This window comes from Janthinobacterium sp. GW821-FHT03C10, from assembly GCF_059420865.1.
Genome location: NZ_JBWKUN010000003.1, coordinates 216,458 through 242,644, shown reverse-complemented (window position 1 = coordinate 242,644; position 26,187 = coordinate 216,458). Strand labels below are relative to the sequence as shown.

Annotated in this window: 22 protein-coding genes; 5 read left to right on the top strand and 17 right to left on the bottom strand. The window is 65.0% G+C overall.

Annotated features, from left to right (window positions below; translation table 11 throughout):
• Positions 1–7 precede the first annotated feature (7 nt).
• The 4 genes from malG (at position 8) to AC07VH_RS12245 (ending at position 4,850) form a co-directional block, all read left to right on the top strand.
• Complete coding sequence (malG, locus tag AC07VH_RS12260) at positions 8–898, top strand: maltose ABC transporter permease MalG (protein WP_070218276.1); 891 nt, start codon at positions 8–10, stop codon at positions 896–898.
• Between the two features lies 1 nt (position 899).
• Positions 900–2,552, top strand: a complete 1,653-nt coding sequence (locus AC07VH_RS12255; RefSeq protein ID WP_494788027.1) for an alpha-amylase family glycosyl hydrolase — start codon at positions 900–902, stop codon at positions 2,550–2,552.
• Complete coding sequence (locus AC07VH_RS12250) at positions 2,549–3,460, top strand: carbohydrate kinase family protein (protein WP_494788026.1); 912 nt, start codon at positions 2,549–2,551, stop codon at positions 3,458–3,460. Before AC07VH_RS12255 ends, AC07VH_RS12250 begins: the two co-directional genes overlap by 4 nt.
• Before the next feature lie 103 nt (positions 3,461–3,563).
• The gene (locus AC07VH_RS12245; protein ID WP_475416495.1) at positions 3,564–4,850 is read left to right on the top strand and encodes an O-acetylhomoserine aminocarboxypropyltransferase/cysteine synthase family protein; all 1,287 of its coding nucleotides are present in this window, start codon (positions 3,564–3,566) and stop codon (positions 4,848–4,850) included.
• A gap of 226 nt (positions 4,851–5,076) precedes the next feature.
• Here the strand turns inward: AC07VH_RS12245 and AC07VH_RS12240 are convergent, their stop codons facing one another.
• From AC07VH_RS12240 to AC07VH_RS12170, 15 genes are all read right to left on the bottom strand, one after another.
• Complete coding sequence (locus tag AC07VH_RS12240; protein ID WP_494788025.1) at positions 5,077–6,111, bottom strand: AAA family ATPase; 1,035 nt, start codon at positions 6,109–6,111, stop codon at positions 5,077–5,079.
• Complete coding sequence (locus AC07VH_RS12235; protein WP_494788024.1) at positions 6,108–7,487, bottom strand: AMP-binding protein; 1,380 nt, start codon at positions 7,485–7,487, stop codon at positions 6,108–6,110. Before AC07VH_RS12235 ends, AC07VH_RS12240 begins: the two co-directional genes overlap by 4 nt.
• Complete coding sequence (locus tag AC07VH_RS12230) at positions 7,484–8,077, bottom strand: hypothetical protein (protein ID WP_494788023.1); 594 nt, start codon at positions 8,075–8,077, stop codon at positions 7,484–7,486. The genes AC07VH_RS12235 and AC07VH_RS12230 overlap by 4 nt, the downstream gene beginning before the upstream one ends.
• Position 8,078: 1 nt before the next feature.
• Entirely contained in the window at positions 8,079–9,857 is a 1,779-nt protein-coding gene (locus tag AC07VH_RS12225; protein ID WP_494788022.1) for a VWA domain-containing protein, read from the bottom strand.
• A complete protein-coding gene (locus AC07VH_RS12220) occupies positions 9,854–10,825 on the bottom strand; it encodes a hypothetical protein (RefSeq protein WP_494788021.1) in 972 nt (323 codons plus the stop codon). Before AC07VH_RS12220 ends, AC07VH_RS12225 begins: the two co-directional genes overlap by 4 nt.
• Before the next feature lie 9 nt (positions 10,826–10,834).
• Complete coding sequence (locus AC07VH_RS12215; protein WP_494788020.1) at positions 10,835–11,302, bottom strand: hypothetical protein; 468 nt, start codon at positions 11,300–11,302, stop codon at positions 10,835–10,837.
• 2 nt (positions 11,303–11,304) lie between these two features.
• Positions 11,305–12,885 carry an AAA family ATPase gene (locus AC07VH_RS12210; protein WP_489628064.1) on the bottom strand — a complete coding sequence of 527 codons (1,581 nt, stop codon included), beginning with the start codon at positions 12,883–12,885 and terminating at the stop codon, positions 11,305–11,307.
• Positions 12,886–12,968: 83 nt separating this feature from the next.
• Complete coding sequence (locus AC07VH_RS12205; RefSeq protein ID WP_494788019.1) at positions 12,969–14,129, bottom strand: ABC transporter permease; 1,161 nt, start codon at positions 14,127–14,129, stop codon at positions 12,969–12,971.
• Entirely contained in the window at positions 14,126–15,307 is a 1,182-nt protein-coding gene (locus AC07VH_RS12200) for an ABC transporter permease (protein ID WP_494788018.1), read from the bottom strand. The genes AC07VH_RS12205 and AC07VH_RS12200 overlap by 4 nt, the downstream gene beginning before the upstream one ends.
• A 6-nt stretch (positions 15,308–15,313) precedes the next feature.
• Positions 15,314–16,288 (bottom strand): HlyD family secretion protein, encoded by a 975-nt coding sequence (locus tag AC07VH_RS12195; RefSeq protein ID WP_494788017.1) that lies wholly within the window; start codon positions 16,286–16,288, stop codon positions 15,314–15,316.
• 2 nt (positions 16,289–16,290) lie between these two features.
• Positions 16,291–17,700, bottom strand: coding sequence for a TolC family protein (locus AC07VH_RS12190; protein WP_489628068.1), 1,410 nt, complete (start codon positions 17,698–17,700; stop codon positions 16,291–16,293).
• A gap of 171 nt (positions 17,701–17,871) precedes the next feature.
• A complete protein-coding gene (locus tag AC07VH_RS12185; RefSeq protein WP_475416506.1) occupies positions 17,872–19,482 on the bottom strand; it encodes a bifunctional aspartate transaminase/aspartate 4-decarboxylase in 1,611 nt (536 codons plus the stop codon).
• A gap of 69 nt (positions 19,483–19,551) precedes the next feature.
• Positions 19,552–21,240, bottom strand: coding sequence for an aspartate-alanine antiporter (aspT, locus tag AC07VH_RS12180; RefSeq protein ID WP_494788016.1), 1,689 nt, complete (start codon positions 21,238–21,240; stop codon positions 19,552–19,554).
• Positions 21,241–21,296: 56 nt separating this feature from the next.
• Positions 21,297–22,979: an aspartate-alanine antiporter gene (gene aspT, locus AC07VH_RS12175; RefSeq protein WP_494788015.1), complete on the bottom strand. Its 1,683-nt coding sequence runs from the start codon at positions 22,977–22,979 to the stop codon at positions 21,297–21,299.
• Positions 22,980–23,229: 250 nt separating this feature from the next.
• Entirely contained in the window at positions 23,230–24,090 is an 861-nt protein-coding gene (locus AC07VH_RS12170; protein ID WP_494788014.1) for a substrate-binding periplasmic protein, read from the bottom strand.
• A gap of 248 nt (positions 24,091–24,338) precedes the next feature.
• Here AC07VH_RS12170 and AC07VH_RS12165 point away from each other — a divergent pair, with 248 nt between their 5' ends.
• Positions 24,339–24,602 carry a heavy-metal-associated domain-containing protein gene (locus tag AC07VH_RS12165; RefSeq protein ID WP_475416511.1) on the top strand — a complete coding sequence of 88 codons (264 nt, stop codon included), beginning with the start codon at positions 24,339–24,341 and terminating at the stop codon, positions 24,600–24,602.
• Between the two features lie 25 nt (positions 24,603–24,627).
• Here AC07VH_RS12165 and ubiT read toward each other — a convergent pair whose 3' ends face one another.
• Both ubiT and ubiV read right to left on the bottom strand, forming a co-directional pair.
• A complete protein-coding gene (gene ubiT, locus AC07VH_RS12160; RefSeq protein WP_494788013.1) occupies positions 24,628–25,167 on the bottom strand; it encodes a ubiquinone anaerobic biosynthesis accessory factor UbiT in 540 nt (179 codons plus the stop codon).
• Between the two features lie 19 nt (positions 25,168–25,186).
• Positions 25,187–26,083 carry a ubiquinone anaerobic biosynthesis protein UbiV gene (gene ubiV / locus AC07VH_RS12155; RefSeq protein WP_070311932.1) on the bottom strand — a complete coding sequence of 299 codons (897 nt, stop codon included), beginning with the start codon at positions 26,081–26,083 and terminating at the stop codon, positions 25,187–25,189.
• Between the last annotated feature and the right edge of the window lie 104 nt (positions 26,084–26,187).

Genomic DNA, 26,187 nt, shown 5'->3' with positions numbered 1-26,187 from the left:
ACAGCATATGGCTATCGTTGTCGACCGTTCCAACCGCTGGCGCATCCTGGCGGCCCACGTCGCCGTGATCGCGCTGATCGCGCTGGTGATGTTTCCCTTCCTGATGATCCTGTCGATTTCATTACGCCCAGGCAACTTCGCCTCGGGCAGTCTGATACCGCCCGAGATCAGCTTCGAGCACTGGCGACTGGCGCTGGGCATGTCTTACCAGGCGCCCAACGGCGCCCTCGTCGAGCCGGACTTTCCCGTGCTGCTGTGGCTGTGGAACTCCATCAAGGTGGCCAGCATGAGCGCCACCGTCACCGTGCTGCTGTCGACCACCTGCGCGTATGCGTTCGCGCGCATGCAATTCCGCTTCAAGTCGCAGACGCTGTCCGCGCTGATGCTGCTGCAGATGTTCCCCGCCGTGCTGGCCCTGGTGGCCATCTACGCCATCTTCGACGTGCTGGGCAGCTACGTGCCGTGGCTGGGCATCGACCACCACGGCAGCCTGGTGCTGGCCTACACGGGCGGCATCGCGCTGCATATCTGGACCATCAAGGGCTACTATCAAACCATTCCCGTCGAGATCGAGGAAGCGGCCAAGGTCGACGGCGCCACGCAGTGGCAGGCCTTCGTCTACGTGCTGCTGCCGATGACGGTGCCCATCCTGATGGTGGTGTTTTTGTTGTCCTTCATCGGCGCCATCATCGAATACCCGATCGCGTCCGTGCTGCTGCATGAACAGAACAACCTGACCCTGGCCGTCGGCTCGAAACTGTTCCTGTACGAGCAAAAATACCTTTGGGGCGACTTCGCCGCGGCGGCCATTCTGTCCGGCTTGCCCATCACGGCCGTGTTCCTGCTGGCGCAAAAATGGATGATCTCCGGCCTGACGGCTGGCGGCGTGAAGGGCTGACATGCGACGCTCCCTGACTACGCTGGCCGCCCTGTTACTCAGCGCTTCGGCGCAGGCAGGCAGCTTCAGCTTCAGCTTCGCCGACAACCCCATTGTCTACTTTGCCGTGACGGACCGTTTCGCCAACGGCAATCCCGGCAACGACAATTCTTACGGCCGCGCCGCCGACCCGCAAGGCGGCGACGTGGGCAGCTTTCACGGCGGCGACATCGCCGGCATCACGCAGCAGCTGAAAGCCGGCTATTTCCGCGACCTGGGCGTCAACGCGCTATGGATCACGGCGCCCTACGAGCAGATCCACGGCTGGGTGGTGGGCGGCAAGCAGCAATTCCAGCACTACGCCTACCACGGCTACTGGGCGCTCGATTACACCACCATGGACGCCAACATGGGCACGCGAGACGAGCTGCGCGAGATGATCGCCACGGCGCACGCGCAAGGCATCCGCGTGCTGTTCGATGTGGTGCTGAACCATCCCGGCTACGCGGACTTGCGCACCCTGGCGCAATACAAGGTGCCCGTGCTGTGGCCCGGCCATGACAAGGCCACCCTGCGCGATTATCACAGCTTCATCGACTACAACAACTTCGAATTCAAGCAGTGGTGGGGCCCGGACTGGGTGCGCGCCGGCTTGCCCGGCTATTCCGACGGCGGCAAGGACGACTACACGATGCAGCTGGCCTACCTGCCCGACTTCCGCACGGAGAGCGGCAAGGCCGTGGGCTTGCCGCCCATCCTGCAACGTAAAAGCGACACGCGCGCCGTGGCCCTGCCCGATACCACGGTGCGCGGCTATCTGGTCCACTGGCTGGCGGACTGGGTGCGCGAATTCGGCGTCGACGGTTTCAGGGCCGACACCGTCAAGCACGCGGAGCCGGCCAGCTGGCTGGCCCTGCGCGCGGCTGCCACGGAGGCATTACAAGATTGGAAAACGCGCCATCCGGAACAGAAGATCGACGACGCACCGTTCTGGATGACGGGCGAAGCGTGGGGCCATGGCCCCGAGCGCAGCAGCTGGTTTGATGCCGGCTTCGATTCGATGATCAATTTCGACTTTCAACACCGCGCCGGCGGCGACTGGAAAAGCATCGACGGCGTGTACCGCCAGTACGCGGGGCTGCTGGCCAAGCGCATTGGCAATGAGCCCCATTACGACATCCTGTCGTACATCTCCTCGCACGACACCAGCCTGTTCCCGCGCGAGCGATTGAAGCACGGCTTGTCCGCGCTGCTGCTGGCGCCGGGCGGCGTGCAGCTGTTCTATGGCGACGAAAGCGCCCGCCAGCCTGGCGCGGCGCCCATCGGCGACGAACAGCAGGCCACGCGGTCAAGCATGAACTGGGGCTCGCTCGATGCGGCGACGCTGGCGCATGCGCGCAAGCTGGGCCAGTTCCGTTTGCGCCACCCTGCCCTGGCGCGCGGCGCGCATCGCCTGATCGATGAAAAACCGTATGCGTTCGCCCGCGTGACGCAGGATGACGCCGTCATCGCCGCGCCCGAGGCGCAGGGCCTCGTCTCGTTGAAAGTCCACGGTGTCTTCGCCGATGGCGCCCTGCTGCGCGACGCGTACACGCATCAAACATACTTAGTCAAAGATGGCGCCGTCGCGGTGAACGCGGCCGGCACCGTCCTGTTGGAAAAGGCGGCACCATGAGTACCTATGATATTTTAGTGGTCGGCGGCGCCGGCATCGACACCATCGTGCGCGTCCCCGACCTGCAATTGCCCGTGGCCGATTCGCTGCACGTGCCGCCCATCCGCGACTACGTGGCGCACACGGGCAATGGCGTGGCGCTCGGCTGCCACGCGCTGGGCCTGCGCTGCAAGTTCATCGATTTCATCGGCGACGATGCGCAAGGCGCGGCCATCCTGCAGCGCTATAAAGATGCCAGACTCGATTTTTCACACATCGTCGAACCGTCGGGCACGCGGCGCAGCGTCAACCTGGTCGACCCGCAGGGGCGCCGGCTGTCGCTGTACGACGGCCGCCACCCGGAAGACGTGCGCATGCCCGCCGCTTTTTATCTTCCCTACCTGGGGCCGGCGCGCCACGCGCACTTTTCCATCATGGGCTGGGTGGCCGAACTGTTTGACGATGCGCTGACGTGCGGCACGACGGTATCGACCGACCTGCACGACTGGGATGGCGTCAACCCGCACCACAAGGTCTTCGCGCTGCGCGCCGACCTGGTCTTCCTCAGCACGGCGGCGCTGGGCGAACGTACGGAGTCCGTCATGCGCGCAATTATTTCGCAAGGCCGCGCGCAAGCCGTCATCGCCATGGCCGGCGCGCACGGCGCCTACCTGCTGGAACGGGGCAGCGCGTCCGTGCGCCACACTCCGACGGCAGGCTTGACGCTGCCCGTGGTGGACACGAACGGCGCCGGCGACTCGTTCGTGGCCGCCTTTTTACACGCCTGGCTGGCAGGACTGCCGCTGGAGGACGCCATGCGCCGCGGCGCCATCGGCGGAGCATTCGCCTGCGCACAGCATGGCACGCATGAACGGTTTATCGGCCAGACGGAGCTGCATGACTTATATCAAGACCGCACTAGCTTATGACTTAATATTCTATCAAGCGTAGCAAGCAGTTAACGGGGGCATGGCACAATGGCTGCGAATTTCAAACGCTTCACCATCGCAGACCAATCGAACCGGAGACCACATGAGAATCGAAACCCTGGCCGTGCACGCCGGCTACACCCCCGACCCGACCACCAAGGCCGCCGCCGTCCCCATCTACCAGACCGTGGCATACGCCTTCGACAATGCCCAGCATGGCGCCGACCTCTTCGACCTCAAGGTCGCCGGAAATATCTACACGCGCATCATGAACCCCACGCAGGACGTGCTGGAAAAGCGGGTCGCGGCGCTGGAAGGCGGCGTGGCCGCGCTGGCCGTCGCGTCGGGCATGGCGGCGATTACCTACGCGATCCAGACCATCGCCGAAGCGGGCGACAATTTCATCTCCGCCAGCCAGCTGTATGGCGGCACCTACAACCTGTTTGCCCACACTCTGCCGCAGATCGGCATCGAAGTGCGCTTCGCCGATGCGCGCCAGCCCGAGAGCTTCGCCGCCCTGATCGATGCGCGCACCAAGGCCATCTTCTGCGAATCGATCGGCAACCCGCTGGGCAACGTGACGGACGTGGCCAAGCTAGCCGAGATCGCGCATGCGCACGGCATCCCGCTGATCGTCGATAACACCGTGCCGAGCCCCTATCTGTTCCGTCCCATCGAGCATGGCGCCGACATCGTCGTCCATTCGCTGACCAAGTACCTGGGCGGCCACGGCACCACCGTGGGCGGCGCCATCGTCGACAGCGGCAAGTTCCCCTGGGCCGAGCACAAGCAGCGCTTCAAGCGCCTGAACGAACCAGACGTGTCCTACCACGGCGTGGTCTACACGGAAGCATTCGGCCCCGCCGCCTTCATCGGCCGCGCGCGCGTCGTCCCGCTGCGCAACATGGGCGCAGCCATTTCGCCCCTCTCCGCCTTCCAGCTGATCCAGGGCATCGAGACCCTGGCCCTGCGCATGGACCGCATCTGCGACAACACGCTGGCCCTGGCCAAGCACCTGAAGCAGCATCCGAAAGTCGCGTGGGTCAATTACGCGGGCCTGGAAGACCACCCGGACCACGCGCTGGTGAAAAAATACATGCACGGCCGCGCCTCGGGCATCCTGTCCTTCGGCCTGAAACTGGCCGCCGGCGAAGACCCGCGCGCGGCCGGCGCCCGCGTGCTCGACGCCCTGCAGCTGTTTACGCGCCTGGTCAACATCGGCGACGCCAAGTCGCTGGCCACGCACCCTGCCTCCACCACGCACCGCCAGCTCAATCCCGAGGAACTGGCCAAGGCGGGCGTGTCCGAAGACATGCTGCGCCTGTCCGTCGGCATCGAGCATATCGACGACTTGCGCGAAGACCTGGAACAGGCCTTGAACGCGGCCTGAGACGCACACCGCCTGGAGGGGACTTCATGCCATAATCCGGTGCCATGTCCAGTCAGGCGGCCGCGCCAGCATCACCAACCTGCACGGTGGGCGCTATAGCAATGTCGTCGGATTACACGGCATGCGCCGCTAATCCGACCTACGCGGCGGTATCCGCGTGCGCCGCCGTGGCAACAACGTAGGTCGGATTAGCGCAGCGTAATCCGACACCGCCGCGCATCCGTCATTAAGATCCCGCCAGCACTTTTTCCACATGCCTGATCCTGTCGTCCACCGAACCAGACACATTGATAAAGGCGATCCCCCGCCGCGCCAATTCGGCCTGGTACCACGCATGCTGGCGCGCGCGAAAATCCTCGTCGCGGCGGGTGCCATCCTGGATGAAGGGAAAGTCGGGGGCGCACAGCAGCACCAGGTCGTAGCGGTGTTCGGCCAGCCGGGCCAGTTCCTGCTCGGCCCTGCCGAACATCTCGACGCAGTAAAAATACGTGGTCATGGGCGAGGTATCGCAAAACAGCCAGCGCCGCGCAGCCAACAGCGCCTGCGCTTCGCGGCGCAGCTGTTCCCGGCCGATCTTCAGCAAATCCTCATAGGCCAGCACGCCATCCTGGTTTTCCCATAGCTCTCGGCCGTATTCGGCCACCCAGCCGGTATCGAAATGCGCCGCCAGCGCTTGCGCCAGGGTCGTCTTGCCGCTCGACTCGCCGCCGAGCACGCACACGCGCGTGACAAAATCGGCGCGCACAACGGGCGACAGGAAGGCGCCGTGCGCCTGCGGGTCTTGCCGCACGAGGGTGCCGGACACGGGGACCAGGCTCCTCGCCTGGTCCACGCTGACGTGCGCCACCGGCCCGCTTGCATAATGCCGTTCCAGCACCTGCGCGAAGCCGGGACCATACTCTTCGCTGGTGAAGACGGCATCGACGGGCAAGTCCAGCACCGTCCAGCACAGCCAGCCCATGAAATGGCGATGCAGTTCGCCATCGGCGTCGTTGTGCGGCAGCGCGCGCGCCGGCATGCCGCGCGCCGCGCACAGGGCGGCCAGGCGCGCATCGTCCAGCACGACGACGTGCGCCTGCGGGAATTGCGCGCGCAGCCACCGTTCCCGGCGCGCCGGTTCCAGGCCGGGAAATTCCGGCTTGGTGTAGCTGACCACCAGCAGCTCTTCGCAAGCGTCTTGCGCACGGTTGATCAACAACTCGTGGCCCAGGTGCAGCGGGCAGAATTTGCCGACCACGAGGCCGCGCTTATAAAGGTTCATGCTGCCGCTTCCTGCAAATCCGAGGTGTATTGAATGATCTTGTCTTCCGCCAGCAAGGTCTCGACCGTGATGGCGCCGAAAAAGGGCGCCAGCAAGGCGCGCGCCTGGCCGGCCTGCGGCATGGCGCCCGGCGCCAGGCGCAGCACGACGCTGCCGTCGCCATGCTGATGCACGCCGAACAGGGCGATGGCCAGCGGTTTCAAGGCATGCGTGATGTCGATATTGTTGATCCACTCGCCGTTGACCGTCCTGTAGCGCAGGGGGCTGCGTCCCGCCAGCCCCACCAGCACGGGACCGTCGGGGCCATGCGCCAGCGAGGCGTAGTCGCCCGTGCGGTAGCGCACGAGGGGCAGGCAAAAATTGAAACCGCCCGTCACCGTGATCTCGCCACGGACTCCATCGGGCACGGGACGGCCATCCGCGTCGAGGATTTCCACGTACAGCCGGTGCTGCAGCAGCACGTGACCGCCCGCCCGCTCGTCGTACACGGCCACCGGCCCCACCTCGTTGAGCGAATAGATGTCGAGCACGGGGCAGCCGAACGCCGCTTCCAGGCGCGCGCGCATGCCGGGCAACAGCATCATCGAGACGGAAAGCAGCGCGGCCGGCTTGTGCGTCATGGGCAAGGTCAGCAGCTCGGCGAACGAGATGGGGTCGCCCGCGATCAGCTCGGGCGCCATGGCATCGAGGTAGCGCGCGCGGTCTTCAGGCTGGCGCCAGTCGTCCACGTGCAGGTTGATCTTCGCCAGGCCCGATTCGTTCATCGTCGGCGTGACGGAGACATAGGTGAAGCAGCGGCGCTGGTGCCCCAGCAGCATCACGCCCACCTGGCCCGCGCCATGGCGCAGAGTCACGCCGAAGCGGCGCAGCGCGCGCTTGTGGAAGGCCAGGTAGCGCCCCGCCACCAGCGGGTGCGAGGCGATCAGCAAGGGGTGGCCCGTGGTGCCCGTCGTCTGGAAGTTGATCATGCGCGCCAGGTCCGCCTCGTCGGGCACGAAGGCGGCGATATCGTGCGCCAGCTCGGCGCGGCTGACGGGCGCCACGTCCGCAAGGCGCGCGGGGGGCGAGCCGCAGGCGCGGTAATGCGGCACCGTGGCGTAGGCCGTCCTGAGAAACTCCGCCAGCCAGGTCGGCGGCGCATCGGCGCTCCAGCCGATCGCCGCCTGCATGACTTCCTGCTCGTAGGCGCGCAGGGCGTCGACTTCCGCCGCCTGCAGCTTGTTGCCGCTGCGGTTGCGGTACCGGGGCGCGCAAGGATGGCTGCGCAGTTTGTCCAGCATGCGCGCGCCCGCCGGCGTCAGGGTGGGACAATAGTCGCGGTCCGATTCCCACGCGCCGCCGGGCAGGTTGACGTCAGGTTTGCCAGCGAGCGTCATTCGCGCGACCACTTGTCGGCCGACTCCTCGGCCGCCTTCTTCGCCAGCGCCTCGCGGATCTCTCGCGCGCGCTGCTCGGCCAGACGGCTCGCCTCGAGCAGGCGGCGGCGCTCCGTGCCGCTGATGGCGGACAATCGGTCCGTAGCTTGCGCCACGCTTTCGTCGCGGGGCCGAAAGCCCAGGCGTGCCAGCACGATGCGCGCCAGTTCCTCGCGCCGCTCCGGGTCTTGCGTGAACTGGTGGGCCGGCGTACTGGCGGCCAGTTCGCGCGCCGCCTCGCCCAGCACCTGCAGCAGATCATGCTGCGGCAACCGCTGTGCGATGAACCACTCATCGGCCAGCAGCCAGCAGACGATCATGGCCAGCGCCAGGCGGTTGCGGTCCGCCTTGACCTGCGCGCCGACAAAACCCTGCAGTGACGCGGCCGGCGCGCGCGCGCCATGCAGCAGCAAAATGTCGTTGACCAGCGCGGCCACCGCCACGGCCTGCGCATTGGCGACGCCGGCGATACGGGGCTCGCCGAGGAATTCGACGGGCGTGTCGGCCAGGCGGTGGGTCAGGGTTTCGAGGTGGGGTCCGGGAGTCTGCATGTCATGGTTGTCTATAGTGGCGCCGGCTGAACGCCCGCGCAAAGTCCAGCAAGTCCTCGTAGCGCTCGACGGCATGGATATCCCAGTCCTGCTCGCGGCGCGCGCGTTTCAGGTCGTCATAGGTCTGCTGCAGCCACTTGTGACTCGCCGCGCCATCCCAGTCGCGCGCCAGGTTCAGGGCCATGGTGCCGCCCGCGCCGCCCCGGGCCAGCGCTTTCGCCGAGATATCCCAGCCGCTGTTGCCCAGTTCATCCTTGTCGAACATGGTGGTGATGCCGTCGTCGGAAATCATCAGGATGTGCGCGGGCCGTTCGCGCTTGGCCGCATAGGTCTGGCGCAGACAGTGGATGGGGAAGCAGGTGCCGCCGCCAAAGAATTCCGTCAGCACGCCCAGGATCAGGTCTTCATCGCGCACGAAACCGGGCGTCTGCATCACCTGGTTCTTGCCGCTCCACAGGGTCACCTGCACTTTCGCGCCGGCGCGCAGGGCGGACAGGGCGATGACGGCGCCGGCCAGTGTCAAAAACGAGGTGTGCGCCTGCGGGTTCGGCATGGAGCCGGAACTGTCCACGTACATGTCCAGGTCGACGGGCACGGCGTCGATGGCGCGCGCCGGTTCGCGGCCGTACACGCGGCGCACGGTGGTCACGCCCGGCACGGGGCGCGGCGACTGCATCACGGATTGCAGCCAGTCTATTTCCTCGAGCGGGTCGCCGATCTCCCACGCTTCCAGCCCCTCCATCTGCGGCTCCTGCGACTCGGGCGCGGGGCGGCTGGGAAACGCCACCAGGTGCGGCAAGGCCCGCTCGCGGTAGTAGCGGATGGCGATTTCATGGTCGCTCAGATCGATGCCCGAGGCTTTTAAAATGTCGCCCAGCTCGAACGGTTCGCGCAGCTGGCCGCCGCCCTGCCTGGCCGGCGCCTCGCCTTGAGGCTCCTCGCCATCGAGGCCGGAAATGCGCTTGTCGTGCACCGGGTGGATGGCACCGCCCTCCTCGTCATCCTCGATCTGCTGCGCGCCATACGTCTGGCAGCCACGGGCCGCGTCGCGCGTGTCCTGCAGATAGCGGCTCGGGCTCAGAGCGTCCGTATCGTCGACCAGATAGGGCAGCAGCAAGGTGGCGAAGCGCCCCGCCGCCACCATCCAGTCGTTCGCATACACGCGTATCAGGCGCGCGCCCAGCCAGGCATCCGTGTCCAGGCGTTCGTCGGCCTCGTTCTCAGCCCCTGCGCCGCCCAGCTCTCCCTTTTCCAGCTGCCACAGGTTTTCATAGATGCGCATGTAAAGGGTCCACACGCCGCCGCTTTTTGCGTCAGCTTGCGCCGTGCGCCCCTGCTGCAGCTTGCGGTAGATGTCGGCCATGCGCAGATTCGCCTGGCGCTGCAGGCGGTCGTTGATGAACATATCCGTGTACAGATTGGCCACCATGGGCGCGTGCTGCTCCAGGGTGGGCAAGGCGCGGCGCATGCGCGCCAGCAAACGGAACTGGTCGCCGGCGCTGCCCGGCGCGAGGATATGGTGGCCGATTTCATGGGCGAGGATTTCCAGCGCGTAGCCGTCCAGCCCCAGCTCCGTCACCAGCGGCAAGTCCACCACCACGCTCTGGTCCAGCAGGCGGATCATGGCGAAGCTGCCGGACAAGCCCTGCTTGCTGGCCTCGACATGGCTGGCGCACAGGCTGGGGTCGCGCAGGCGCGTGAACTTGCTCCACACGGCCAGGGCCTCGGGCCAGGCGGCGCGCCAGGCGTCGATCAGCGCGGTGTCGGCATCCTTCTTCATGCGAGCGGCAGCAAACGGATCGCATGCGTCCACGGCGACGTGATGGCGATAGTGTGCGCATTGGCGGCGATGGCGATGTCGCCGGCCGGCACATCGAGTTCGATGCGGCGCACGCCGAGATGCAGGGTCGTCCCGTCGAGGCGCACGGCCGATGGCGTGCCCGTTTGCGCCTGCTCGAACTCCTGCGCCGTGGCGCTGTGCAGCACGGCGCCATAGGCGTCGGCCACCAGCAGGTAATGGTGCTCGGCGCTGCGCACGACAAATCCGTCTGCCGCAGCGCGCACCTGGGGCGGCGTGCCGAAGTCGCCACCGAGGCCTGTGAAGCTGCCGAACTCCCGGCCCTCCGCATTGCCGCGCCACGGATTGCCCAGCAACTGCGCATGCACCTGCGGCCATTGCGCGCCGGGTTCGCCAAAGGCGGCCAGCGCCAAGGCGGGCGGCAAGGTATCGGCGGCGGTCAGCGCGCCCTGGCGGAAATGCGCGACGCCCGCGCGCCAGGCCAGCACCTGGCCCACGGCGCGCAGCTGCGCCAGCGAGGCGATCCGCGCCGCCAGCGCGGCCAGCTCGCGCTGCCACTGCGCGGGCCGCGCGCCCGCCACGGAGGCGATGTGGATGGCGGCGTTGCTCAGCATGCCCAGCACGTCGACAGGGGCAGTGGCCAGCAGCGGCGCAAACGATGGCGCCAGCTCGCGCCAGATGGTATTGAGGAAGGGATTTTTTGCGGCCGGACCGGCCAGCCCATGGCCCACCAGTTCCAGGGCCATGTCGTAGGCGGCCAGGGTCACGCTGCCCGCGCGCTCGGGCGCGGCGGCGGCCACGGCGACCACCAGCGGATCGACGCCGTCGTGCAAGAAGACGCCGAAGGCGGCCATGTCGAGCGAGGGAAAGCGCCGGCGCGCTTCCGCCGCGCGCGCATTGAACTGGGCGCGGCCGCTGGCAAGTATCGAGGCAAAGGCAGGAGAGATCATCGTTGCCCCTCAGTCGCTGTGCGAAAAGTGCAGCAGATAGCGTTCATCGCCCAGTTCGAACGCGATCTCGTCCCAGTGGATCGCGTACCAGAAACCGGCGGGCGGCGTCATCCTCACGGCGTACGGGGAAAAACCGCCCAGCGCCTCATCGAGCAACTCCAGGAACCTTGCCACCGGCTGCGCGCGAAAGCGTCCCGGCGGCGCCGCCTGCATGTGCCGCGACGAGAAAAACCAGCGCTGGCACACCTGCTCCAGCTGCGCGCGCCCGCACGGCGCCAGCTTGATGTGCCATAAGGGGGCCGGCAAGTCGCGTGCGGGTGCGATGACGTGCAAGGCATGGTCTTCCACGCGCAGGCCCAGCGCCGTGGCAAGGTCCGGCGCGTCGGGCAGGCGTGACAATTCGTAGCTCGCGCACAGGTCGCTCGCCTCGCCATTGAGCATGGCCAGCGCTTCCAGGAAGCCTTGACAGTGCAGCACGCTCATTGCGAACGCAGCCAGCTGCGGTAGTTGGTATAGCGCTGATGCAGGTATTTGAGCTTGAGCAGGTCGTCGTACAGGGGGCCGTACAGCTTGCGCCCTTTCGTGCGCTCGCCGATCAGCTTTTCGATGCGGTTCAGGCGCGCCAGGGTTTCGCGCTCGCTGACGCCGTCGAGGCCCAGGTCGAATTCGGCCGACAGCACGCCCACCGGATCGTCGCGGTCCAGGTCCAGGCGGTTGAATTCATCGTTGGACAGGTCGAACAGGCGGCGCAGCCAGCCCAATCTGTCGCTGCGGTAGGCGGCGTTTTCCGGCAGCGCGAAAAACGGCGCGTCCGGGTCCGGCTGCAGCTTGTTATGCAGGACGAAGGGCAGCACCTGGCGCAAGTCTTCCAGCTCCACTTCGCCATTGCCGCGGAAATAAGCCATGGCCTTGGCGTAGATCATGAGCGCCATCAGGGTGCGCACGGAGATGCCGTTCAAGGTCTGGCAACCGAGATCCTTCAAACGGTCGCGCCCATTGTCGGCCGCCTGCGCGGCGCCCCGGTCGGCGCCGGCCAAACGGGCCGTATCCTTGGTCATGTATTCGAACTGGCCGCCGGCCGTCTCGAACAGCTCGAACTGGCTGGCAAAAAATTCCAGGCGGCGGCGCACGGCGTCGGGTATGCCCACCTGGCGGATCGCTACACCGATCTGGTCTACCTCCCCTTCCGTGAAGATGATATCGGGCGGCACCAGCTCTTCGGGACGCACGTTTTCTTCCACGCGCAGCAGCAATTCGTTCAGGAAGCGGGGATTGAAGGCCAGCGCCTGCACCGTCACGTCGACCCGGTCGCGCAGCGCCTCGATCACCTGATACGTGCCGCCGCCCTGATCGTCGTTGGCCGTCAGGTACCAGGCCGCTTCCGGGCACTCGTAGATATGGTTCAGCACTTCCGCGTAATTGTCGCCCATCACGGTGAGCAGCGCGCTTTGCGTGCGCGTGGGGATGCGGTTGTATTCATCGACGATCTTCACGCGCATGCCCAGCCAGGCGCGCCAGGCGATGCGGATATCGTCCATGCTTTGCGCGTTGACCAGGTCCGCCGGCAGTGGATTGCCGAGCAAGTCGGCCACCGTCATCTGCGGGTGGCCATGCTGCATCGCGCGTTTCACCTCTTTCACCGTCGAACCGGCCAGCACGCCCATCAGCAGCGCGCTGGCCGTCTTGCCCCGCCCCGGCCCGCCGACGAACAGGCATTTGCGGCGCGTGGCGAACGTCAGCAGGGGCAGCAAAATAAAACTCGAATAGCTTTGCGCCGACGGCAAATTCAGGGTACGGCGGCTGTCGCCCACGGAGTAGGTCTGCGACGGACCGTCGTTGTACTCGATGTCGTAATGGGGGCTGATGATGGCGTGGTTGACGATCCAGAAATACGCCTGGCGCAGCTTTTCATCGAAAGGCCGCGCTTGCGCCTCGCCTTCCGCTCCCAGCGCGATGGGGCCCTGGTACAGATCCGCCACGTCGAACTGGCGCGCGGCGGGCGCGGCCTTGGGCTTGGTGGGGGCTTGGGACAGGCGCTGGAACAGATTAAAGGCGGACATGTTTGCTTGACACCTGTCAAAACCTGCTGCGCGTCGGTTTTGTCAGGCGTTGTTATTTAATGTGGAAATGAAATTATTACATATCAAGTGCCTTCGGCCTTGTTCAAATCGACAACGGTTTCCTCCACCTTGCGCCAGCGCCACCAGCCCAGTGCCACGCAGGCCAGCAGCAAGGCCAGCAAGCCCGCCACTTCATGGCGGATTTCATACAGCGAGGCGCCCATCTGGTTGAGCGCAACAAAGCCCTGGATGCCGGCCGTGGAAGGCAGCAGCCAGCGCAGCCATTGCAGCACGACGGGCATGGACGACACGGGCCAGGTCAGGCCCGCGAGGAACAGCACGGGCATCGAGGTGGCGATCATCAGCTGCGTGCCCCGCTCGCGCGTGCGGAACAGCATGCCCAGCAGCATGCCGAACGCCGCCTCCGCCAGCGAGAACAGCACCAGCAGCAAGAGCATGCCGCCGAAGTTGCCGCCACGGGGGTAATCCTGGAACCAGAAGACGAAGCCGAAGAAATAGCAGCAGTTGAGGAAGGCCACGCAGGCAAACGCCAGCAGCATGCCCGCATAGCCGCCCGCCGTGCGCTTGCCTGCCACGGGGAAAGTCTTGCGCTGATACCAGGTGCCGAACAGCATGGTCATGCCGATCAGCAAGGTCTGCTGCACGATCAAGGTCGCTACGCCGGGCACGACATACGCGCCATAGCCTTCCTTGACGTTAAACAAGGGCACGGCGTCGAAGGCGATGGGCGAGCGCTGCTGGTTGGCCTGCACGGTCGACGGCGTGCCTGCGCCCAGGCGCTTGAGCTCGATGCCGGCCGACACCGTGCCCACCACTTCCGCCAGGCCGTTCAGGGCCACCTTGTTCAACATCAGATACAAGCCATTGCCCGCCACCTGCGCATGCGCGGCGCGGCCGGCCAGCACGTCCGTCTGCAAACCTTCGGGAAGGATCAGCACGCCCATGACCTGGTCGCGCCACAATAAATCCTGCGCGACGGGCAAGTCCGGCGTGACGGCCACGACTTGCAATGAGGGATGGGCCATGGCGAAGCGCGTGAGCTGGCGCGACATGGCGCTGCGGTCCTGGTCGACGACGGCCACGGGCACGCGCTGGACGATTTCCGTCGAATACGGCAAAGGATAGAAGAAGGAATAGATGATGCCGCCGATAAACAGCAAGGTCAGCGCGCCCTTGTCCGTCAGCATGGCGCGCCAGGTGGCGACAAAGGCGGTCCACATCATGCGCGCCCCCATGCCGCCGGTGCATGCGCGCGGCGCGCCAGCAGGAACACGCCCACGGCGCCGCAGCCGATGGCAAAGCCGGCCAAGATCAGCATTTCCTGCACGCCATAGCGCCACGGCGCGCCGGCCAACCAGTATTTCGTTTGCAACTGCAGATAATGCGTGAGCGGCAAGGCTTCCGCCCAGGCGCGCGCTGGCGCCGGCATGGCCATCAAGGGGAAGGCCTGGCCCGCGAACGCGAAGGCCGGTGCGGTAATAAATGCCGCGCCCGACAGGGCCAGGCGCAGGGACAGGGTGGCGCCGATCAGCAGGGTCGCCAGGCCGCAATACGCGAGCACCAGCAGCAGCATGCTCAGCAGCAAGGCTGGCAAGCTGCCCGCCACGGCCCAGCCCCGCGCCAGGCTGAAGAACAGCAAGTACAGCAGCGCCAGCACGCAGTAGGCGATCACGGGAAACAGCAGCTTGACTCCCACGGCGCGCAGCCAGCTGCCGTTGGCCGAGGCCAGCCATTGGGGCACCGTGCCGTCGCGCAACTCGCGTCCGATGGATGTGACGACGGCGACGACGATGAAAATCTGCAGCATGGCCGGCATCAGGGCCAGGGTCAGAAACGCTTCATAGCTGATGTTCTCGTTATATAAACTGTTCAGTGTCGTGCGTATCGGTTCGAACTGGGCCGCCGCCTGCACGCCCGACATACCCTTCTTGACGCGCGCCGTCATCTCGATGCCGGCCGACAAGGTCGTGCTGACCGTGCGCACGTCGCGCAGCAAAGCGCCCGCGTGCGAGGAAAACTGCGCGTTGTACAGCCATTGCACGGTGGCTTGCCGGCCGCCCAGCAGTTTCTGTTCGAAATCGTTCGGAATCAGCAGGTAGCCGTACGCCGTGCGCTCGCGCAGCCGGTGCAGGGCTTCGTCGCTGGACGCCACTTTCGCCGCCACGGCGATGCCGGGCGACGCGTCGAGCCAGCGCGTGAGCTGGCGCGACAAGGTGGAGTTGTCGTTATCGATGACGACGATGGGCAAGTCGCGTGCGATGCCGGCGGAAAACACCAGCCACAGCATGCCGCACAGCACCACCGGAATCCAGCTGAGCATGCCGAAGTCCCAGACATCGCCGCGCAAGCGCCGCCACTCGCGCGCCAGCGCTGAATCCGGCCCCTTATCCGCTTCGTTCATCGCGTATCAGAGCGGGGGAAACACGACCGACATGCCAGGACGCAAGCCCTCGACCTTGATGGCGGGACGCAGCCGGATTTCAAACGTGCGCAAATCCGTGCCGCCCGGGCGCGCCGCGCGCCACGTGGCGAAATCGGGCAGCACGGCGACTGAGCTGACCTTGAAGCTCACTTGCTGTTTCAGCGCCGGCACATTGGCCGTATGCGTGCTGCCCATGGCAAACGCGGCCATTTCATCTTCGCGCACCTGCAGCACGGCCCAGGCGTCGTCGAGGTTCACCAGAGTAATCACGGGGAAACCTTGCGGCGCCAGTTCGCCCGGCTGTATCTGTATCTTGCTGACCTGCCCCGCCACGGGCGCGGCGATCTTCGTTTCCGCCAGGGCGACCTGCGCTTCCGTCAGCACGGCGCCCACCTGGCGCGCCTGGGCGGCGGCGGCCGTCTTGTCTTCCGGACGGGCGCCTTTTTGCGCCATGTCATATTGCGCGCGGGCCGCTTGCGCCAGCTGGTCGGCGGCGCGCCATTGCGCCTGCGCCTCGTCGCGTTTCTGCTGGGCAATCACGCCTTGCTCGTACATATTGTTGACGCGGGTGTACGTGGTCTTGGCGATGGTGGCGCCCGTTTTCGCCCGCTCCCAGTTGGCTTTGGCGGCGGCGATTTCTTCGGGACGCGCACCGGCTTGCGCCTTTTGCGCCACGGCATCGGCTGCCTGCGTGGCGGCCGTCGCTTGCGCAACCTTGGCATCCACTTCCGGACTCGTCAGCTGGAACAGCAACTCGCCTTTCGGCACCGTCTGGCCCAGCTTGACGTACAGTTCGCCCACCCTGCCCGGCACTTTCGACGACACATTGACTTCCTGCGCATCCATCTGCCCCTGCAAAGGCAGGCGCTGCGGCTGGAACGCCTGGTACAAGCCCCAGCCCACGAAAGCCAGGACGATGACGGCGGCGACTATGGCCAATGGTTTTTTGGATGTGCTCATTATTATTTGTCCACAGGTAATTGAATATCGGCCGCGGCGGCCAGACTGCCCAGGCGCTGCGTCTCGCCCGTCGCTTCCAGCAATTGCGCCAGCCCCATCACATAGTTATACGCCGTCTGCGCGCGCTGGGTCTCGACCTTGGCCAGGTTCAGGCGCGCGTCGACCACTTCCAGCGACGTCACTTGCCCTTGCTGGAAGGCGACCGTTTGCAAACGGATATTTTCGCGCGCCAACTCCACCGACGACGCCGTGGACAGGTACTGGATGCGGGCGTTTTCCAGCGCGCGCCAATTCTTTTCGATCAGAGTGGGAATGTCGCGCTCGGCCTGGCGCGCCACCACTTCCACGCGCTCCTGGTCCAGCTTGGCGGCGGCGATCATCTTGCCCGTGTTGATGCGGTGCACCAGCGGCACAGCCACGACGAGGCCGATGGCCCAGTTCGAGCGCACGAGTTTTTCGTTACCGCGATTCAGGTTGTAGTTACCGATGGCAAAGACGGTGGGCGCATATTCCTTGCCGTGCAGCTTCAAGGCTTGCTCGGCCTGCACGCGCTTGCTGTCGATCTTTTTCCAGTTCGCATTTTCGCGCATGCCCGTGCTGATGAACGATTGCAAGGTCCCCACCGGCAAGCTGTTGACGAACAACGGCGTGCTGGGCCGCACTTGCGTATTGACGGCGAGTAAACGGTCGAGCGCCACCTGGGCGATTTCCTCGTCGCTGCGCGCCTGCGCCTCGTCGCTGCGGGCGCTGTCCAGGGCCACGTCGGCACGCAGGCGTTCCGCGCGCGAAATCAGGCCGCCCTTTTCCAGCCTGGCCGCATCGCGCTGGTGCTGCGTCACGCCGGCCGTCACTTCGGCCCGCACAGCCACCACGCGCTTGGCCAGCAATAATTGAAAATAGCGCTGCGCCACCAGGGTGGCCAGCTGTTCTTCCGCTTCCGTGCGCTCCGCCTGCGCGGCCAGGGTCAGGCTCGAAGCGAGGCCCTTGACGGCGTCCAGGCGCCCACCCGTGTAGATGGGCCACATGCCCAGCAAGCCGAACGAGGTCAGGTCCGTCACCACTTCGCGGCTCAGGGAGTTGGGAATCTGTGGCTTGGGTAAGCCGGGAATCGACGGCAGCACGGACTCGATGCCGCCCACCACGCCGGACAAGCCGCTCGTATCGATATTCAAGTCCGTCGACAGGCGGCCGCGAAACGCCGTCAGGTCCACGGAGGGACCATCGATATTCGACAGCGCCTCGGCCTTGAGGGTTTTCGCGCGCACGTCGAGGGCCGCGCCCTGCACGGCGCCCGAAGCCTTGGCCGCTTGCTGCAGCGCTTCATTAAATGTAAGAGGTTCCGCCAGGGCGGGCATGGCCGCGCCCAGCGCGCTCGCCAGCAATAATGATAAGTGTCCTTGCAATCTGCCCATGTAGCGTCCAGTCAATGAATGAGGGGAAAGCACGGGGTTGCCATGTTTATACTTTCACAATAGCAATTATATCCACGGATGTCCATTCCAGCCTGCACTATTGGTTACGCAAGCTGACAGACAAAAACGGGCGCCTCATGCGGGGCGCCCGTCTTGCTCAAACTAGGCGGCTTACTTCTTCGCCTTCTTGCCGCCCTTCTCCTTTTCCTTTTCAAACACGGCGAAGAACTCGGACGCCATGCCGCGGATGGCGCGGCCGATATTCGCGTAGTCGTATTCGTTCAGGTTGGCCAGCGAGACGCGGCCCGACGGATGCGTAGTACCGAAGCCGCGGCCCGGCAACAGGATGACGCCCGTTTCCTCGGCCAGGCGGAACAGCGCTTCGTTCGGTTTGAGTTTTTTCAGCAGCCACTGCGAAAACTCCACGCCGTGCATCTGCGCGGCCAGGGATTCCATGTCCAGCAGATGGTAATAGCGCACCGAATTGGCGTCGTGCACCATCGGCAAGCCCAGTTCGCGGTACAGCGCTTCCTTGCGGCGCAGCACGATGCGCTTCATCGACTGCTTGTACTTTTGCTCTTCATCCATCAGCGAGAACAGCGAGAACAAGGTCATCTGCGCCTGCACGGGCGTGGACAGGCCGGCCGTGTGGTTCAGCGCCACCGTGCGGCTGTCGGCCACCAGGCGGTCGATGAATTTCAGCTGGCGCGGCTCCGTCGTGATGGAGTGATAACGGGCATCGAGCTGTTTCTTGATGGTTTCCGGCAACTTGGCGATCTTGTCGTCGAGCACATTGTTTTCATGCGTGGCCACCACGCCCATGCGCCATCCCGTCGCGCCGAAGTATTTCGAGAACGAATACACGAGGATGGTGTTGAACGGGCAAATGGCGAACAGCGAGACGAAGTTGTCGGCGAAGGTGCCGTACACGTCATCGGTCAGAATGATCAGGTCCGGACGCTTCTTGATGATCTTGGCGATGTATTCCAGCGTCTCGTCGTCGATCTTGACGGAAGGCGGATTGCTGGGGTTGACGAGGAAGAAAGCTTTCACTTTCGGGTCCAGCAGCTTGTCCAGCTCCTTCTTGGTAAATTGCCAGTTGTTCGATTGCGGCGCATCGATGTGCACGGTGTTCAGCTTGTAATCGTTGAGCTGGGGAATCTCGATGTAGGGCGTGAAGATCGGCATGCCCAGGGCGATGGTGTCGCCTTCCTGGATGATGTGGTTCGACTTCAGGCTGGCGAACAGATACGTCATGGCCGCCGTGCCGCCTTCGACCGCGTACATGTCGAAGTTGCCGACGAACGGGTGCTCGCCGATCATTTCGCGGTGAATATACTGGCCGACGATTTTCTCGGACAGGCGCAGCATGCGGTCCGGCACGGGATAGTTGCAGCCGAGGATGGCTTCGCACATCTCATAGATGAAATCGCCCGCGCTCAGGCCCAGCTGGTCGCGCACATACGACACGGCCGCCTCGATGAAATGCACGCCCGGTGTATCAGCATGCTGGCGCACGAAGATTTCAAAGCGCGCCTCGATGCCCTCGCGCGTGGGAAAGCCGCCCACGTCGTCCATGTACACATACGAGCGCTCCGCTTCCGTCATGGCGAACTGGCCGAACTGGAAGAAGCCGTGGCGCGGCGTGGTGGCCAGGAAATTCGGGTTGCCACGGCCCGCATTGAGCATCAGGCGGTTGCTTTGCTTGGCCGTCTGGATCAGCGCATCCTTCAATTCGAATGGGCTCAACAGGGCGAGTTTGCTTGGGTTACTGAAATCCATTTTTGCTACTCCTTATCAGACTGATCATTTCGAGGGTTCTTGCAATGGTTCTTGCACATACATGCAGACTCAGACGAAGGCCACAATCAGCGGCCCCAGCAAGGTCAGGAAAACGTTGGCCAAGGCATACGTGATGGCAAACGGTACGGTGGGAATCGAGTTTTGCGCCGCGTTCAGCACTTCGCCGAACGCGGGATTGGCGCTGCGCGAGCCGGACAAGGCGCCGGCAAACACGGCAACGTTGTCATAGCGCAAGATGTAACGGCCGATCAGCATGGTCAGAATCATCGGCAGGATGGTCACCACCACGCCCACGCCGAACAGGGTCAGGCCGTGTTCGCGCACGGTTTGCACGGCTTGCAGGCCGGACGTGAGGCCGACGACGGCAACGAAGCCGGCCAGGCCCAGGTCCTTGAGGATTTGCACGGCGCCGCTGGGCATGTAGCCGAAGGTCTGGCGCTTGGCGCGGAACCAGCCGAACACGAGGCCCGACAGCAGCACGCCGCCGCCGCTGCCCAGTGTCAGCGGAATCGAACCGATGCGCGCCACCAGCAAGCCGACCAGCAGGCCGACGACGAGGCCGGCGCCCATGTAGACGAAGTCCGTCTTGGCGCTCGGCACGATCATGTAGCCCACTTCGGCCGCCACGCGCTTGACGTCCTGCTCGGCGCCATAGATGGTCACCACGTCGCCCGTCTGCACCACGGTTTCCGATTGCATGGGCAGGATCTTGCCCATGCGGCTCAGCTGCACGACAAAGATGCCGTGACGCACGCCCGGCGCCGTCGCGCTGCGGATTTCGCCCACCGTCTTGTTGTGGTAAGCCTTGTTGGTCAGCACCATGTCGCGGCGCTGCATCACCAGTTCCATGCCTTCCACGGCGTGCAATTCCTTGCCCAGCTGGGAAGAGACGCTGAGCATGGCTTCGCGGCGGCCCACCAGCAGCACGATATCGTCGGCCGCCAGCACCAGGTCCGGGCTGACGTCGATGATCTGGCTGTTGCGCTTCACGCGCTCGATGGTAATCGCCGTGTTCGGATTGGCGCTTTCGATCTCCGCCACCGTACGGCCGGCGCCCGGCCCCACAGCATAGATGCGGCCGATCAAGTCGGGCGCGGCCGGCGTCTGGCCCGGCCCCAGCACCTGCACGCCCGCCTGCAACGCCGTTTCCGCCTTGATCGCATCTTCGCGGATGGTGCGTTTCATGAGCTTAGGCAAGATGTTGACGCAGACGATGATGGCGCCGAACGAGCCGAACACATAGGTGACGGCATAGCCGACGGCCACGTTGCCCTGCAGGCGCGCCACCTCGTCGGCCGCCAGGCCCAGCTTGGTAATCGCATCGCCCGCCGTGCCGATGATGGCCGACTGCGTCAAGCCGCCCGCCGCCACGCCGGCCGCCAGGCCCTTGTCCAGGCCGAACACCTTGGCCAGGATGACCACGGTCAGCAGCGCCGTCACGGCCAGCACGACGGCCAGGATGATTTCGCGCACCGACTGGCGCCCCAGCGAATTGAAGAACTGCGGCCCGCTTTCATAGCCGACCGCGTAGATGAACAGCGCGAACAGCACCGACTTGACGCCGGGATCGATGGCCACGCCCACCTGGCTGACGAGGACCGCCACCAGCAGTGAACCGGCGACCCCGCCCAGCTGAAACGAGCCGAACTTGATCTTGCCGATGTAGTAGCCCACTGCCAGGGAGAGAAACAAGGCAATTTCGGGCGACTTCTTGAATAACTCATGCAACCATTCCATGCGGACCGCCTTTCGTGTTGAAGGAATTCTTTACTGCCTGTGCTCTTGCAAACTGCTCATGCGTGGACGGAGCCGGCCAGGGCCACGATGAGCGGCCCCAGCAGAGGCAGCACCACGTTCGAGATCGCATACGTGATCGTGTAGCCCAGCAAGGGCGTGGAATTGCCGGCCGCGTTCTGCACGGCCGACAAGGCTGGCGTGCTGCACTGCTGGCCGGCGATGGCGCCCAGCAGCACGGGCGCTTCCAGCTTGAGGAAAAAGTGGCCCACCAGCAACGACAGCGAGGCGGGGATGACGGCGATCAAGACGCCCATCAAGGGCAGCGACAGGCCGTACTGGCGGATCAGGTCGATCGCCTGCGGTCCCGACGCCAGGCCCACGCAGGCGATGAAGGTGGCCAGGCCGATATCCTTCATCATGTCGAGCGCGCTGGGGTGGATGCCCGGCATGCCAGGTTTTCTCGCCTGGTACCAGCCGAACACGAGGCCCGTCAGCAAGGCGCCGCCGCCCGTGCCCAGCGAAAAGGGGATGCCGCCCAGCCTAGCGCTAAAGCCGCCGATGTACACGCCCAGCACGATGCCGATGCTGGCGTAGACGATATTGCTGCGCTCGCCCGTGGGTACGCGCTTGCCGATGGCGGCCAAGGCCGTGTTCAGTTCGCGTCCTTCCGTCGTGCCGTACAGACGCAGCACATCGTCGCGCTGCAGGGCAAGGTCGGGCAGCGGCGGCATGCTGTGCTCGCCGCGGACGACGGCCGCCACGTGCACGCCGGTGGGAAAGGCCAGCTGGCGCAAGGGCTGGCCGACCAGCGCGGCTTGCTGCAGCACCACTTCGACGGCGGAGACGGCCATGTTCAAGCCCGTCGTGTCGGCGAACTCCTCGCCCAGGATGGCTTCGGCCGCCACCAGCGCGGGACGGTGGCCGATCACCAGCACTTCGTCGTTATTGCGCAGGCGCAGTGCTGGCTCCAAAGGCAATACCTTGCCGTGCCGGCGCACGCGCGTGATGCTGGCGCGGCCCGCAAAAATATGCTGCAAGGCATCGAGACGGCGTCCCGCGCCGCGGCTGATGCGGTAGGCGCGGCCCACCATTTCCGGCGTGGCCTGCACCCCATCGCCATCGGTTTGCGCGCCCCCCATCTTTTGCCATAATTTATCCGCCTCCTCGCGCAGGTTGACGCGCAACAACAGCGGAAAGATCTGGCTGGTGACGATGACGATGGCGATCAGGCCGAAGATGTACGTGATGGAATACGCGGTGACCACGTTGGCTTGCAGCTCGGCGATGCGGGCCGCCGGCAAGGCCAGCTTGGAGATCGCGTCCGTGGCCGTGCCGACGACGGCCGATTCCGTCGCCGCGCCCGCCATCATGCCGGCCGCCGTGCCCTGGTCCAGGCCCAGGAACCGCGTGGCCAGCAGCACCAGTGCCAGCACCACCACCACTTCGATCAGGCACAGTATTCCCAGGCGCAAGCCCTTGGCATTCAGGTTGGCAAAGAACTGGGGACCGCCCGCGTAGCCGAGGGCAAAGATGAACAGCATGAAGAAAACGTTCTTCACGCTGGCGTCCAGCGTGATGCCCAGCTGGCCGATCAGCAGCGCGGCGATCAGGGTGCCGCACACGCCGCCGAGCTGGATCGGGCCGAAGCGTATCTGCCCTACCGCGTAGCCCAGCGCCAGCGCCAGGAACAGGGCCAGTTCCGGCACCTGGTGCAATACCGACGCGATCGAATCGAGCATGAGCGAACCTTCGAAAAGAGACGGTTGGTTACCCGTTCCCTGGCTGGCAAGCGCTGGCGATTGAACGGGCGTACAGGATCCCGCGCAGCACATGCCATGGAGGTTTGCACTGGGGAAAAGTTGTTACGAGGAATCATGTTCGGTGAAAATTTTACAAGTGTCAACAGGTGTTCTGTTGAACTCGCTTTGCGTTTTATCAAACATCCTGCGCACGATTGAAGCAGTCGTTTGACATAGCTCAACTAAACCATTAGTAATGATTTGGACGATACCAAAGTGCCTTGCGCGCCAGCGGCGTCTCCTCCGGCAGGTCGGGATTGACGAGCTCCAGCACGTAACGCCGGGACAGATTCAGGCCCTGCGCGAGACGGCCGAAATGGCGTTGGAACAGCTGCGCGAAGCTGCCATCGGCCAGCATGGTTTCCAGCCCGGTCTCGATGTGGCGCGCCAGTTCCGGCCGGTGCTTGCCGACAAAAAAGTACAGCGCGGCCGGGTAGCGGATGACCAGGTGGGTGTCTAGCGCCAGCGGCAATTGCGCATGGCTGGCCAGCTCGCTTTGGGCTTCGATCACGGAGCGGGGAAAGTAATCGATGCGTCCCGCCGCCAGTTGCTGGAACAGGCCTTCGTAGGTGCTCGAGGTATCGAGGCGCAAGCCGTTCGCCTGCAGGATGACGGAGTCGGGCCAGTCGCGCATCTGGCCGGCCGACAGCCGCGCCAGGGCGGCGATGCTGCGCACGCCCCGCAGCAACTGCGGCTGGCGGGCATGGATCAGGGCCACGCGCCAGCCGATCAGGCCGCGGTCGATGGGGATGCGCACCGGCAGCAATTGCGTTTCGCGCGCGCGGCTCGTCATGGCCCAGACGACATCGACGCTGCCCGACGCCATGGCGATTTCCTGCATGGCGCGCGTCTGCACCATGCGCAGTGCGGAGCGGCGCAAGGCATACGCCTGGCCCGACCGCGACAGCGCCTGTTGCAGCAAGGCCGTCACATAACCTTGCTGCGGATCATCGAGCGCCTGATGGCGCGGATACACGAGCGGCAGCGGCGTGCCGGCCGCAGCGCCCAACGGCCACAGGCCGGCAAGCATGAGCAGGGGGCGGCGCTGCATGGCCCCTCCTTTCCAGCGCTTTCATCAGCGTTCTTGTCAGAATGACAGTATCGCGCAGCAGGGCACGCTTGTCGACTGGATTATGGAAACTGTGTATAAAACAACAGCAGTTCAGGCCGGAGTGAAGCGGTACGAATTAATCCAGATCAATAAAACCGCAAATACAAAATAAATCTTGCGTGCTGCTCTGGACGGCATGCACGCCCCTCGCCTACGCTGTTTTTTTATCTGAAAAACAAGAGGAACCCATGCAGACAGCGCGCTTGAATATTATTGGAATGGATCACGAAGGCTGCGCCGACAGGTTGACGGGCGCGCTTGAAGCGGTCACGGGCGTGGCCACCGTCTGCGTCTCACTGGCGCGCCACGGCGCCACGGTGCAATTCGACGAACGCCTGGCCACGCAGGAACGCTTGCTGGCCGCCGTCAACGGCGCCGGCTTCATGGGCGAGGCGACGGATGAAGAACAGCTGGCCTCGTGCAGCGGCGCCTGCGGCCACTGCCGCCACTGAACGCCTGCCGCCGCCAGCTCCCCGCTCAGCCTTCCCGCGCGCCCCGGTCGCGCAGATGCGCCAGCACGCGGCGCGGTCCCAGCGCCTGCAGGTCGAACGGCGGCAATTCGATGGCGTCGAGCGTATTCTTGAACAGCAGGCCCAGCTCCGTATCGCCTTCCAGGCTCAGGCGGCGGCTGAAGAACAGGGTGTCCGGATCTTCCTGGCGCCGCGCCAGCAGCATCAAGTCATGCACGCTGGCGGCGATGCACAGATCGGGCACGTCGGCATAGCGCTCGGCCACGAACACCGTGCCCTGCCACTCGAAATCGAAGGCGATCCCCGCGTCCAGCAGCCGCAAACGCAAGGTGCGCCCCTCCAGGCTGCGCCGCACGTCGTCAGGCAATTGCGGCGCCAGCAGGCGGTTCAAGCCCTGCACGAACAGCCAGGAGGCGGGATACGGCGGCAGCTTGGACAGCAATTCGGCCAGCGGTTCGGGCAGCCGGTACGACACGGCGGGTTTGCTCATGCCGGGTTTGGCCGGGACGGGGGCCGGGACGGGCAATCTTTCCAGTTGATCTTGCATGTTCTTCCTTTCGATGCGTTCAATGGGCGGCGTGCTGTTCCATGCCGGGCTGGCCGTGCCAGTAGCCGTCGCAGGCGCCGGCCGGCTGGCAAGCCGCCAGCTGGGCCTGGGCGCCGATGCCGCTGACCTGCCCTCGGCGGGCGCGGTCGAAGATGGCGATCACCTGTTCCGTATGCATGGCTTGCGGACTGATGCGCGCCACCGACACGCCCATGTCGCGCATGGCGTCGAGTTCGCGCACCAGGTTGTAGACCAGCGCCGACTGCGTCTGTGTGCCGTTCAACACGAGGAAGGGCACTTCATCGCGCGTGCGCAGCAGCAGACCGTCCGGCTCTTCCAGGCAGCTGTAGCCGCAATCGTCCTTCGGCAGGTTGCGGTTGCGCGCCGTGAAGCAGCGCGCGGAAAACGCCAGCGGCATGCGTCCGTAGGCAAACACTTCCGTCTCCAGCCCTTCCGGCTTCTGGCGCTGCATCTCGGCCAGCGCCGTCTGCCCCATTTCCAGCGGCATCACCCAGCGCCGCGCACCGAGGCGCGCCAGCAGTTGCAGGCTGGGGCCATTGAACAGGTTCAAATGGGGGCCGGCGACGAAGGACGCGCCCTTTTCCATGCAGTGCACGGCGCCCATGTCGTTCGCTTCGACGCCGTAGCGGCCATTGCCCGTGATGCGGCGCAGGGTCGCCAGTTCCGCGCCCGCCTCGATCAGCGCCTGCGTCGACAGCACCACTTCCTTGCCGGCGGCGGCCAGCATGTCGGCGATATCGAGCCAGTCGGCCAGGCGCAGCTCATGCCGGCGCGAGCAGACGGTTTCGCCCAGGTACACGATATCGACGGCGGTGCCGGCGATCTGCTGGTAAAACTCGAAAACGGTGGCGCGCGGCCAGTAGTACAGCAAGGGACCCAAAGATAGTTTTAGCATGCCTTTTCCAATATTTTTTAAGTTACAAAACCGTAGCGAGCGGCTCGCGGCGGGGCCGAGAAGCGCAGCCGTGCTCCAGCACGGTGAGCATCGCAGGCCGCGCC